Origin of the sequence: Haladaptatus sp. CMAA 1909, from assembly GCF_043952005.1 — an archaeon.
Lineage (GTDB): Archaea > Halobacteriota > Halobacteria > Halobacteriales > Haladaptataceae > Haladaptatus.
The window spans coordinates 93,990-106,234 of record NZ_JBIOAV010000004.1 but is presented as its reverse complement, the minus strand read 5'-3'; the positions used below and the strand labels follow the sequence as shown (position 1 = coordinate 106,234).

Annotated in this window: 8 protein-coding genes and 1 pseudogene; 6 read left to right on the top strand and 3 right to left on the bottom strand. The window is 54.3% G+C overall.

The window, feature by feature from the left end; genetic code table 11:
• Nucleotides 1-863 precede the first annotated feature (863 nt).
• The gene (locus ACGYLY_RS25175; RefSeq protein ID WP_395285510.1) at nucleotides 864-2,120 is read left to right on the top strand and encodes a Cdc6/Cdc18 family protein; all 1,257 of its coding nucleotides are present in this window, start codon (nucleotides 864-866) and stop codon (nucleotides 2,118-2,120) included.
• Between the two features lie 345 nt (nucleotides 2,121-2,465).
• Nucleotides 2,466-3,368, top strand: a complete 903-nt coding sequence (locus tag ACGYLY_RS25170; protein WP_395285509.1) for an aldo/keto reductase — start codon at nucleotides 2,466-2,468, stop codon at nucleotides 3,366-3,368.
• Nucleotides 3,369-3,531: 163 nt separating this feature from the next.
• Here ACGYLY_RS25170 and ACGYLY_RS25165 read toward each other — a convergent pair whose 3' ends face one another.
• Nucleotides 3,532-4,587 carry a hypothetical protein gene (locus tag ACGYLY_RS25165; RefSeq protein WP_395285508.1) on the bottom strand — a complete coding sequence of 352 codons (1,056 nt, stop codon included), beginning with the start codon at nucleotides 4,585-4,587 and terminating at the stop codon, nucleotides 3,532-3,534.
• Nucleotides 4,588-5,373: 786 nt separating this feature from the next.
• On the opposite strand from ACGYLY_RS25165, the gene rdfA reads away from it, so the two are divergent.
• Complete coding sequence (gene rdfA / locus ACGYLY_RS25160) at nucleotides 5,374-6,006, top strand: rod-determining factor RdfA (RefSeq protein ID WP_395285507.1); 633 nt, start codon at nucleotides 5,374-5,376, stop codon at nucleotides 6,004-6,006.
• A 105-nt stretch (nucleotides 6,007-6,111) separates the two neighbouring features.
• Here the strand turns inward: rdfA and ACGYLY_RS25155 are convergent.
• Together ACGYLY_RS25155 and psmA are read right to left on the bottom strand one after the other, a co-directional pair.
• Nucleotides 6,112-7,109 (bottom strand): annotated as a pseudogene (locus ACGYLY_RS25155) (IS630 family transposase).
• A gap of 600 nt (nucleotides 7,110-7,709) precedes the next feature.
• Nucleotides 7,710-8,444: an archaeal proteasome endopeptidase complex subunit alpha gene (gene psmA, locus ACGYLY_RS25150; RefSeq protein WP_395285671.1), complete on the bottom strand. Its 735-nt coding sequence runs from the start codon at nucleotides 8,442-8,444 to the stop codon at nucleotides 7,710-7,712.
• A gap of 684 nt (nucleotides 8,445-9,128) precedes the next feature.
• Between psmA and ACGYLY_RS25145 the strand changes: the two genes are divergently transcribed.
• The 3 genes from ACGYLY_RS25145 to ACGYLY_RS25135 all read left to right on the top strand — a co-directional run bounded on the left by ACGYLY_RS25145 (nucleotide 9,129) and on the right by ACGYLY_RS25135 (nucleotide 12,230).
• Complete coding sequence (locus tag ACGYLY_RS25145; RefSeq protein WP_395285506.1) at nucleotides 9,129-10,544, top strand: ATP-binding protein; 1,416 nt, start codon at nucleotides 9,129-9,131, stop codon at nucleotides 10,542-10,544.
• 400 nt (nucleotides 10,545-10,944) lie between these two features.
• On the top strand, nucleotides 10,945-11,820 hold the full coding sequence (locus ACGYLY_RS25140) for a ParA family protein (protein ID WP_395285505.1): 876 nt from the start codon (nucleotides 10,945-10,947) through the stop codon (nucleotides 11,818-11,820).
• Complete coding sequence (locus ACGYLY_RS25135; RefSeq protein WP_395285504.1) at nucleotides 11,817-12,230, top strand: hypothetical protein; 414 nt, start codon at nucleotides 11,817-11,819, stop codon at nucleotides 12,228-12,230. Before ACGYLY_RS25140 ends, ACGYLY_RS25135 begins: the two co-directional genes overlap by 4 nt.
• Nucleotides 12,231-12,245 lie beyond the last annotated feature (15 nt).

Sequence of the window (12,245 nt, the reverse complement as noted above, 5' to 3'; positions counted from 1 at the left end):
TCGTTCGCACGGCGAATCACAGCGGAAAACCACGCTCAAGTCGGCAGTATCGCGTTGAAATTTCGATCGTAACGTGTCCAATTCCTTCTTTCGGTTACCGAAACGCGGTGGAGCCAAACGACCACCGAGAACAATAGATGATAATCGTGGTGATCATCTAAATCGCGATTTTACCGATCGGGATTTCACGAGGAGTCTGATTCAGTAGCGGCTTCGAGTTCTATGATTCATGCCGTCATTTTTCGGAGATGAAGGTCAGTTTCGATCGGGAAACCGATGAGGAGTGGGATCTCGGTAGTTTGGATATCACCGTCGTCGGTATTCTCGGTGTTACCGGTGCTCTGGGTGTTCTCAGTGTTGTTGACATTGTCGACGTTTATCGGTGTTGCCGGGGTTGGCGGTGTTGGCGGTGTTGTTGGCGTTGCGGTGTTCACCGGTGTTGCCAGTGTTGCCAGTGTTGCCAGTATCGGATTCTTTTAAATACCTCTCTCACTCCACTATTGCCAGTAAGAGAGAAGAACGGGCACAGGCAGTTGGCGGTGAGAACCATTATAGCTCAAATCTGGTGAGGATCCGAATATAACCGAATATAACTGATCTATTAGAAATATAGTATACAGTACTCCACAGTACGGATATGGTTCTACGCACTCTATATTAAAACCTTCGTTAGCTAGAACCCGGATCGACACCCCACCAACCGTTACACAAATTTCACTGGCAATAGTGGAGTGTGTGTGGTTTATAAGCCGAGCAATTATTGGCAGTACTGGTACTGACGGTTGGGTACTGGTACTGACGGTTGTTTAGTGGTCATACTGGAACCAGTGGTTATATCACCGTCACTCACGATGAGTGTTCACATGGGCCGATTTAATCGAGAATCGTTCATCATCCGAGACAAGGACGTTCTCCGGGATGATTATCAACCGGAGTCACTCGAAGAAAGGGATGAGGAACTCGATGAATATGCAGCTACCCTCCGCCCTGTCATTCAAGGGTGGCAACCGAACAACGTTTTTCTCTATGGTGTTACGGGGGTCGGGAAAACTGCTGCTACTCACGATCTTCTCGAGGAACTCCAAGCATCCGCCGGGGAGTATGACGATGTCGATCTCGATATTATCGAACTCAACTGCACCGGTTGTACTACTTCCTACCAAGTCGCGGTGAACCTGGTGAACGAGATACGCTCACCGACCCACCCACTTACCACGGTTTCGTCCCATCGAGAGCCGATGAGTGAAACTGGATACCAACAAAAACGTATTTTTAACGAACTCTACGACGACCTCGAATCTATCGGCGGGACGATTCTCGTCGTACTCGACGAAATAGACAATATCGGCAGTGATGACGACATCTTGTACGAACTCCCGCGGGCTCGCTCCCAACTCGATCTCGATGTGAAAGTCGGCGTTATTGGCATCTCCAACAACTTCAAGTTCCGAGACAATCTGAGTCCGAAGGTAAAGGATACGCTCTGTGAAGAAGAAATCCTCTTTCCACCCTATGACGCGTCCGAGCTTCGGAACATCCTCCGGCAACGTGCCTCCCTTGCGCTTCACGATAATGTGCTCGAGTCGGACGTGATTCCACTGTGTGCAGCCTTTTCGGCACAGGACTCGGGCTCCGCTCGACAGGCACTCCGATTGTTGAGGAAGGCAGCAGATATCGCGGAGAACGAGGCGATGGATGAGGGTGAAACACTGATCACGGAAACTCACGTCCGAGAGGCCGAACATCAAATCCAGCGTCAGCAGGTCGTTGAGGGGATGCATTCACTCACTCGACAAGGACAATACGTGTTGTTAACGGTGTGTCAACTGGCGGCACGAGGTGAGACACCGGAGCGTACAAAAATAATCTACGAGCGCTATTGCGAGGTTCTCCGCAATCACGGAAGTGATCCGCTGAAACGTCGCCGAGTGCACGATCACTTGTCCGATTTGAGTTTACACGGGATTCTGCGACTTGTCGATTCCTCGGGAGGACGCGGTAACTACAACGAGTACGAACTCGACGTCTCGCTCTCATCGGCACTAGATGCACTCGAAAGCGAACTTGGCGGACTAGATTCGATTCGAGAAACTGCCGAGCGGAATCGCATTCTCGATTGAACGCGGAACCGATACAACCAGTACTGCCAATACCCTCTCCACTTCCGCCAGTATCTCTCAGCCAGGACTGCCAGTTTTGCCAGTACCCCCTCCGCTTTTGCCAGTATTCCACGGAACGGTATACCATTTGGTATATCGGTGAGAAAACCATCGTTGCCAGTATTCAATAGAGTTCTTCAATCAGGTGCTTTTACTGGCAATATTGGTGTGCCGGGCGATTGTGAATCCATTCTGTCAACAGGGGTATTCGGAAACTGTCAATAGGGATATTCGGAAACAGAGTGGAGAGTAACGTTGTCCCGACGGCGAGCATAGAATTTTGTGACCTCCCACCGTTTCGGACACATGGAAACTCGACCACTCGGCGACATCGGTCACGACAGCTCGATTCTGACGTTCGGCGCCATCGCACTGAATTTCCTCGAACAAAACGACGCGAATCGGATGGTGGAGGACGTTCTCGATGCGGGTGTCAATCACTTCGACGTCGCTCCTACCTATGGTGACGCCGAAGTGAAACTGGCCCCCAAGCTGAACGAACACCGCGACGAAATCTTCCTCGGGTGTAAGACCCAAGAGCGCACCTACTACGGCGCTTGGGGCGAACTCCACAAGTCATTGGAGCGCCTCGATACGGACTACATCGATCTGTATCAGTTCCACGCAGTGACCCGCTATGATGAACTGGACACTATCACGGGCGACTATCAGCCAGAGATGTCTCAAGGCGATCACGATCCGGGCGCGCTGGAGGCATTCAAGGAAGCGAAAGAAGAGGGGCTTATCGGCCATATCGGTCTGACAAGCCATGGTGATCCGAGCATCATTCGCACCAGCATCAAGCGCATCCCCGAACTAGAATCAGTGATGTTTCCGTTCAACTACACACTCGACTCGAAAGAAGGTCCCGAATACAACTACCGATCCGTACTCGAGTTCGCCCAGGAGCGCGGCCTCGGTACCCTGTGTATCAAAGGCTTCGCGAAACGATCGTGGCCCGATGAGCTCTCCGAGGACGAGCGCCCCTATGAGACCTGGTATGAACCGTACGACACGGAGGAGGAACTCGTCGACTGCTTCCGCTATGCGCTCTCGCAGGGCATGACCACCATCCCGAGCGCCGGTGATCCGAACCTGGTGCCGGACATTCTCGACGCGGCGAACGAATACGAACCCCTCGACGAGGCCGAACAAGAGCGACTGCGTGATGCCGGACGCGATCACGATTCACCGGTTCCGGCCCCCTAAACGACACCGAATCCGGAAATGCGAAAACGGTATTCCTCGGCAGCCGATTTTTCACGAACCCCCCGGACGGTAGTAGCTCGCAATCGGTTCGATCACTTTTTCGGCGGGTGCGAATATCGCCGAGTACTTCGATCGACCGATCGGGCGGTCTTCGAGGTAGCCCTCAGAAGGGATTGCGACGGGACTTGTGGGAGGTGGTGATACTGTCCCCCGGACCGCGTGGTGACAGGTGATCGAATTCCCCGGTCGGAATAGTGCCGTCGGTCCAGGCCATCCGGCCTTCGGTTTTGACATCGAGCCCTTCGTACGCACCGAATCGATCGGATTCAGCTTCGATATACTCCGTCAGTTCGCCGCTCTCGGCCGTCTCAGTGTCGGGATAGGTGTTCGCCCATGTGAGGTGGGTTGTCTCGGCCCCGAATCGCCACGATTTGATCTCTCCCGTGATGACGTCCTTCCGGAAGCCCCGCGACGTTGACCCGTCCATCGCCTCCGGATAGCACCAGAGCGCGTGGGGGGCGTCGACGACCCCGAGCATCGCCGCAACATACCCGTTGCTGTCAGCGTACTGGTTCGCCTTCGCGGCCCGCGTATCGATGATAGCTTTCGTGTACTCGACTGCGTCGCCATCGACCATCGGAGACACCACCATCAGCGCGTCCTTCGAAACGGCATAAACGTACTCCGTCCCGTAGAGGTCGAACCCCTTGTAGCGTTCCGGCTCCGGCCGGGTGGTTCGCGTCGCTGTTGTGGAACTTCGCGCCGACGTCGTTGCGGATGACTGCCTGTCGGTAGTGATTTTCTCTCCTATCGCCTCCGGGTCGAACGACCCGAGGGCCAACTGCATGACGAAGTCTATCGCTACTGTGGCATCGACAGCGGTTTCATCGACGTATTCACCGGGAACGGGGCGCAACATCTGGGACCTGAGTCGGGCGTAGGAATTCTCGTGGATGGAATCTTTCCGGGCACGGATGCTTGCGATGTCGAAATACCGGATCCCGTAGCCGTCTCGCAGCGGGGTCGTCGTTGGATCCGGGAACCACCGTGTGAAATCCCTCGCATCGGTCCCGCCCGACTGGTTCGACGTGGTTGATTCAGTTGGATTACTGTTGCCGCCCGCCGATGAGTCGGTGAGACATCCGGCAGCCGACGCGAGCATCCCGCTACTGAGCGAGAGACCTGTCGACTTGAGAAACGTTCGTCGTGAGGGGGACATTGAAGCATATTTATGGTAATAGCACCATAAGTTTTCTCCTAAACATATTTCAATAAACATGCGGGAAGATTGAGCGAAAATCTCCACCGCGTTCACCCCGAGCGAACGTATCACACTCGATGGGACAAATTTCTCGGTCCATTCGGTGTCTAATGCTCACATCGTGCTACTTTTCAGCAGATCCATCCGAAATTCGACAGTGTATCCGACCCGCCATCGTTCACAGGCGCCGCGGGAGCCGATCGACAGTTCTATGTCCGTGTCCCGTCCGAAGCGGAGCGCGCTTCACCGAAGTCTCCAGTGCCGCCTAGCAGTGCGAGTCGCATTGTCTGTCGGAGGGTCGGCGGACATCGGTGAAAGAGGTGTCGAGTCGGACATGTACCCTACTCGACCACACGCATCGAACACTTCGAATCGCCGAGTACTACCATCGCTCCCATCGTCACGGAGTTGATCGATGCGACCCAACCGGCGGTTTCACTGCTCTCCGAGGTCGTGAAACCGTATTCCGTGCGAACCCCTACTCTCAGCGAATTTACGGGCGGGCAGTTCACTACTGTCAATCGGTAGTGGCTGTGAGGGAACTTCGAAGAACGCCGCAATACCAGTCGAGCCGTCGATATTCGCGCAGTGAGAGGGTGTTTTCGGTCCGGGGAGGACGAACGCACCACGCGATATCGTTCAGTATCGTCAAACCCCGACTGGGGGTGCACACCAGCGTTCTAAAAGAGCGTTCGATGGGCCGGGTCGGGAGTTACTTTAGCCTGTAGCTGAACGTATAAGATAATGACCAATTCGAATTCGTCGAACCGACCGGTCGCCCGCCGGACGAAAGTCGTTCGACTCATCGAAGAGTACGACCTCGACGACATCGGTGACGAACTGGAGCAGCGATGGACCGGACGTGACGTCGAACGGGATAGCCTCCGCACGCTGGCGGCGGTGTTCAATCAACGCCTGCTCGGGGTCAGTATGATGGAAGCAGGCATGGACCCGCTGGAGGGAGAGGTCGAAAACGTCTATCGACTCCTCACCGACGACGAGGTCAGTAGCGGTACTAGGACCGAAACCGAAACCAGACTCCGTCAAGAAGGTGTCGACATGGAGGTGCTCCGAAGCGACTTCGTCACGTATCAGGCGATTCGGACGTACCTGAAAGACGTTCGCGAGGCGACCTATAGCAAAGACGTCAGCGGCAGTCGCGAAAAGGCCCGGTCCAGTTTCGACCGTCTCATCGGTCGAACGACGGCCGTCGTCGAACGGAAATTGTCACAACTGAAAGGAAACGACTTGCTCTCCCTGGGCGATTTTTACGTTCAAACGACCGTCTCCGTCTACTGTGACGACTGTGAGACACAGTACGAAGTAACGTCGTTATTACAGCGGGGTGGATGTGCCTGTTCGACGACCGGCGAATAACACCGATAGTTGTGTTACAACCGTCCGCTCGAACGACGTGCCGGCGTGTTCTGACGTTTGACGGTGTCGGGACGGAGGTCTGTGACATCGAATCGACGGTGGTTGTTAAAAGTAATTACTCGTTTTTCGATGTCGAAATCTGTTCGAAACGTCGATCGCTGACGGACGCTCGTTTAGCGAATCAAAGAACCGATTACTACGACGGTCGAGGTCGTCGCAACACCATTCGACAGGATTCATCTCGGGAGAGTACGACGGTAACGCCGCAAAGGGGAGGTCGTCACGGACCGCCACGTCCGTGACAGTCGACGCCGGAAAATACGGCCATCGTCGGGGACACTTATCAATTCGTCTCAGGAATCATCACATAATCCGAGAATGAAACGTTTCGTGCGGTCGGCGATGACGCGCTCCTGGAATCGAGAGAGAAAGAGAGAGTGTGAGATCACCGAGAACCCGGATCGTACTCGGGAGATACGTCCGTCATACTGCCCAGAGAGCGTGACAGCGGGCCGTAAGCCGTTTGGTTCCCGGGCGGTCGCGGCTCGATGTGCACACAGCTCTTGGATCGATCCGGACTATCGTGGAACCCATTTCCTGCCGCTTTTTTTGCGTTGCTCGTGAAACTCATCTCGCTCGTCGACATCGACTTCGACGGCCGTTCGGCGAGGCTTTCGATAGCTCAATCCCGCTTCTTTCAGTAACCGTCGACAACTCGGAGTCGAATAGTCCACGTCGTACGTTTCTTCGAGATAGCGCTGAACGAGCGCCGGCGTCCACGCCGGTGCGTCGATACCCATGTTCGTCGGCGACTCGTAGACGGTTTATTCGAACTCGTTCCGTTGTGGTTTTGAGAGTTTGCGTTTCCTTCCGGATCGATAAGCATCAGTAACGGCGTGCTCAAGCGACTCGATACCAACGAGTCGCTTGAGCCAGCTGTAGATCGTTCGTCGTTCGACGTTGTGCCACTCGGCGAGTTCGGTTTGCGTCACACCGTTTTTGTACGCAATTGCCGCTAACAGCCGCTGTGTCGGCTTCTTCTCGTCCACGTTGTCGAGTGCGTCTTGCAGTTCTTCGGCGGAAATGTCACCGAGATGATTAATCAGATGCAGCAAGAAAATGTGAGTAAAAAGTTCTAACGATTACTGTGGCAACGCTGCGACAAGATTGCTTCTTTGTTGGACACTCGGAACGCCGACCGTGTGGTTAGAATTCTATACTAACTAGCGCGTGTCCGAGTTCTACTACACCATCTCGTTCCATCTCCCGAAAACTAGGACGAGTTATCGGAGAAAATCCTCGATTCGGAGTTAGAGAATGCTGTGAGTGAGGAAATATCGGATTCGCCGGTACGTGAGGAATCCGGACTGGAGGCAGCCGAGTACTACGACCCGCCGAACAGGACGGAATCGTGCCGGTCCGTATGGATACGAGATGCCGTTGAGAGGCGACTGACTACGATCCCTGTCCGGAGCGGGACAGAATAGTTGGAGAAGCGCGGGTTCCAAGCGACGGCACTGCAATTATCGACGACCGTGTCCCGTTTGCGATGCGTGGACCGTCGGGTTTCTGGTCGAGAGCATACTCCGGTTAGTAGCTCATACTAACCACAAACGTTCCTCGAAAACGTCCCGTCCTACAGTCCAAAACCGCGGAAGAAGCCATGAGAGAACCGTGTTGCCGGAACGAACCACTACCCGTGTTCACTCATCGGCCGTCGAGAGATCGCGAAGGTGGTCTACGACCGTTTCCTCATTTATCATCCCGTACCGGTTCGACTCAGTGTCGATGGTTGCGACACTGACGTCCGTTGCCGACAGCTCATCGTCTTTCACGCTTTTAAATGCCTGCAGAACGACGCGAATGCCGCTATCGATCGAGATATCGGCCTTATACTGTTCTTCGAGAGCGGCTTGCAGGTCCTCACTCCTCGCACCGATTGCAGTTGCCCGCCATTCGGACGCCGTTCCTGCCGGGGTTACTTCGAAGAGTTTCGGTTCGCCCTCGTCGATGCCACCGATGAGAAGCCCGACACCAAATGGTCGTGTGCCACCTTTCTGCGTATGTTCTTGAATATCATCACAGACCGCGGTGGTGAGCGTATCGACGCTAATCGGTTGATCATAGCGCCACTGCTCGACTTGTGCATGCTGACGTGCCTTGTCGACTAGTTGGCGAGCGTCAGCGGCATGGCCTGCGGATGCGATCCCGATATGCTTGTCCGTCTTATGGAGCTTTTCGACCGACGACGATTCCATCAACGGTGATCGGGTATTGATTTCGGCTGCGAGCACCACCCCGCCAGTCGTCCGAATTCCGACACAGGCACTGCCCCGTTTGACCGCTTCGCGAGCGTATTCGACTTGGTAGAGTCGGCCGTCCGGTGAGAAAATCGAGGTGCCTCGGTCGTATGCCTGCTGTTGATTTTGTCCTTGCATAGTGTTGTATAGAGCTCGGCTCTCGTTGCTACCCATTGGTGTGGGCTTTGTAAAGGAGTTTTGTTGTCTGTCGGGGGACGTGATGAAAACCGGTCCTGTTTTTCCGCACTCCTGACCGCTCGGCGACCCACCGTTGGGGGTCCCTGTTGCCTGATCGGTGGTCAGTCGAACGGCGGAAAGGATGTCCAATCCGGTGTGAAACGCCCCGTTTTCCGAGTGGATTCCAACATCACGGACGACCATCGCAAGGCATCCGGACGGTCCGCTACTACCACACCACAGTTCCGGAGTAATCCGGCGGTACATTGCCGATAGACGCCTTCTACCCCACATCCGATCTTGTCTTTCAGACAGTTTTACCAGTTCGATATCAGTGACTGACCTTTTGCTGACCCATGAAAGGCGGTCGATGGGACAAACTGTCCACTTCACAACTCGTCACAAAGGATGGGTTATCGCGAGTTCGGTCGCTGGAGGCGTGAGGCCATTACATCCCGCCAAGTCCGGACTTCGCTAACGTCGAAACTAGAGGTACTACGGCGATGAATCGGAGAACGACGACACCATCGAACGTTCGAGCCTGATAGAACGTACAGAATAGGATCGAGGCTATTAGAGTTCAGACTATAATAGTTTCATCACTAATTCCGAAGCACATACATACCCCGTATTTCTATAGCACGTATGGAACGGTTCGTCAATCGCATTACGGAACTTGACCGACTCGAAGCGCTGTACGATAGCGAGCAGGCGGAACTCGCAATCGTCTACGGGCGTCGACAGATCGGGAAAAGCGAACTCGTTCGCCAATCGGTTATCGATCGAAACGACGTCGTCTACTATCAGGCTATCCAAGGAACTCCTACGACCCAACTCTCCCGCTTCGCCGAAGCAGCAGCATCACCATTTCCCGGCATCATGTCCGTCAAAGAGGAGTGGGAACCGCTCCTCACACACCTCGTTGAGCGAGACGCGATTATCGTTATCGACGAGTTTCCCTATCTCATCGAATCGGACGAGAGCCTCCCCTCTATCGTGCAACACCTGTGGGATACCGGCGTGGACGACAGTCAATCGACGCTCGTCCTTACGGGGTCAGCGATCGGAATGATCCACACGTATCTGCTCGATGGCGGTGCACCGCTATATGGTCGTGTTTCCCAGACACCGAACGGTCGAATGGAACTCACACAGCTCCCTTTCAGGTCAGTTCAAGAGTTCGTTCCGGGATACAACCCGGAAGATCGCGTATTCGTGTACGGTGTTTTCGGTGGGACACCGCGCTATTTAGATCCGCTCGACGCATCACGATCGCTAGGAGAGAACATCACGCGACTATTGTGTGATCCGGACGGGTCACTTCACAACGAGCCAGAAACGGTGCTCCAAATGGAACTCAGTGAGGTGAATACGTATTTCTCGGTGTTGGAATCGATGGCGAGCGGAAATCGGAGCAGAAACGAAATCGCACAAGGGGCCGGAGTTGAGAGCACCAATACATCCTATTATTTCGACCGCTTGGAGACGCTTCAGATCATCGAAAAAAACCATCCAGCACTCGCTGACCCGACCCGAAGCAAACGAACACGATACAAAATCCGGGATCCCGTCTTTCGTTTTTACTTCCGATATCTGTACGGCCGCGGCGGTCAGTATGAGCTCTATGGCGAAAATGCATACGAGGATCTCATCGAACCGGAGTTGCCGGACTTCGTGAGTGAGACGTTTGAAGAGCTCTGTCACGACGCACTCCCTGAACTGTATCCCGAATGTACGTTCACACGAGTGCCGAGTCAGTGGTGGTACAAGAGACGTGAAATCGATGTCGTCGCCCCGACTGACGCATCGAAACTCCTCGTCGGTGAGGTCAAGTTCACAAACACTCCACTCGGATATGATATCCTCAACACTCTCGAAGAGACGGTGGAGTACATCGACTGGACACCGAAGACGGGCGGCGATCCGTCGTATGAATACGCGTTATTCAGCCGGTCGGGATTCAAGCCATCCGTGGAAGAAGCCGCCGCCGATCGTAGCGACCTTCGCCTTTTCGACCTCCGTGATGTTGTACGCACGCTTGAGACGGACGAAACGCGCTAAACACGGGCAACCAATTGATCACAATAGTAGTGAACAGTGTAGCATTCACCGAGTACATTCACTGAGTGCGTTCACTAATTATGTTCAGTGATGAACACGCAGCTGTATGCTACATTTTTCAGATATCGCTACCAAAATGGACGCCATAGTGAGAGGTTCAGCCGAGATGTTCACGAACTACATTCAGTACCTGTGTTCAGTGGTTCCAGTAGGTATGGCCTACAAAAGCAACCAATGGATGAATCAACCATGTGTGTTCATTAGTTATGTTCATCGATGATGTTCATCGAATCCATTCATCATATCCATCCATTGCACACACCAATTACACCCACAAAAGAACACAAAACATGAATTCGTCTGACGAACTTTCAAGATGAATGGGCCTCATGAAGAGAATATGTTAGCGTACTCAACGTACAGTGAGGCTGGCGGGGTGGGCAAGACCACAACCGCTGCGAACCTCGCGGTAGCGCACGCCCGCGCGGGTCTCAAACCGCTCGTGGTGCCACTCGACCCACAAGACGGTGATCTGTCCCGCCTCTTCGATGTCGACGACCATCGAACGGAGGCCGTCGATAATATCGTTCGGCATATGATCCGTCGTCCGAAAGGCGACTTCGATGACCTCATCAGGACGGTCGACGGCGTGGATATCATTCCAGAGCACAACATGCTCTCTGACCTCGCGGAGTATCTCCAGCGGGAGAAAGATCAAGCGGAGGCGATGGGGGAAGCGTTTGGAATGCACGCACAACTGCTCCGCGTCCTCCGTGAAGCAGGTGTCCCCGACGAGTACGATGTACTCATCTGTGATCCGCCAGCGACCGAAGGGCCACATCTCTACAACGCGATCCACGCGACGCGGTCGTTAGTTATTCCGGTCGAACCCACCGCGAAGGGTCGCGCAGCGGTCGAAGGGTTGGAATCACTCGTGACCGGCCTAGAGGACCAGTTGGACGTCGAAGTTGGCGTTCTCGGCGCACTGCCGATCGGGTTCAAAGACACGCGTGATCAGCGGGAAATCCTCGACGGAATCGAGTACCCGGTTCCGGAGATCATCGGAGAGCGTGCGTCTTTGATGGAAGGATGCTGGATGCAACAGTGTTCGGCGTTCACCTATGTCCGTGAATACCGGGACCGTCGTCGCGACTACGAACTCGAAACGCTCGCACAGTTCGACAGGGTGGCCCGGTATCTCGAGAGCCAAGTCGGTCTCGAAGCACCGAACGCACCTGAGCCAGGCGATCTTGATCACGAGGTTGTGACCGTATGACGGGAATGAAAGAAGGAGCGGGTGAAGATCCGTTCGCAGAAGACGCTAGTACAACCGATCCAACAACTACCGAACGATCGGATTCGGACGGTATCGACGCCACCGACGATGAACCGACCACCGACTCCCAAACAACGACGACGGATACGGCCAGTTCACGACGAACCATGCAAATTCCGTACAAGTTCCGCCGAGATGGGGTCCAAGACGGCCGCGATCGAGTACCACTATTCCTTCAAAAGGACACGAAAAGCGCTGAACGTGACGCGCTTCGAGAACTCGAAGACCGATTTGACGACGACGTTTCCCTGACCGATCTTCGAGAAGCCCTGATGAAAGTCGGTCTCCAACATCTCGACGAGGCCGAGGTTCACCTGGAAGAATGGGGATACGGAATGACGTTCGACTGAGTCGCGATTTTGCTA

Bases quoted from the DNA above. Each gene is read 5' to 3' on its own strand.
- psmA (WP_395285671.1), bottom strand. From the start codon at position 8,444: ATGCAAGGACAAAATCAACAGCAGGCATACGACCGAGGCACCTCGATT.
- ACGYLY_RS25165 (WP_395285508.1), bottom strand. From the start codon at position 4,587: ATGTCCCCCTCACGACGAACGTTTCTCAAGTCGACAGGTCTCTCGCTC.
- ACGYLY_RS25145 (WP_395285506.1), top strand. From the start codon at position 9,129: ATGGAACGGTTCGTCAATCGCATTACGGAACTTGACCGACTCGAAGCG.
- rdfA (WP_395285507.1), top strand. From the start codon at position 5,374: ATGACCAATTCGAATTCGTCGAACCGACCGGTCGCCCGCCGGACGAAA.
- ACGYLY_RS25135 (WP_395285504.1), top strand. From the start codon at position 11,817: ATGACGGGAATGAAAGAAGGAGCGGGTGAAGATCCGTTCGCAGAAGAC.
- ACGYLY_RS25170 (WP_395285509.1), top strand. From the start codon at position 2,466: ATGGAAACTCGACCACTCGGCGACATCGGTCACGACAGCTCGATTCTG.
- ACGYLY_RS25175 (WP_395285510.1), top strand. From the start codon at position 864: ATGGGCCGATTTAATCGAGAATCGTTCATCATCCGAGACAAGGACGTT.
- ACGYLY_RS25140 (WP_395285505.1), top strand. From the start codon at position 10,945: ATGTTAGCGTACTCAACGTACAGTGAGGCTGGCGGGGTGGGCAAGACC.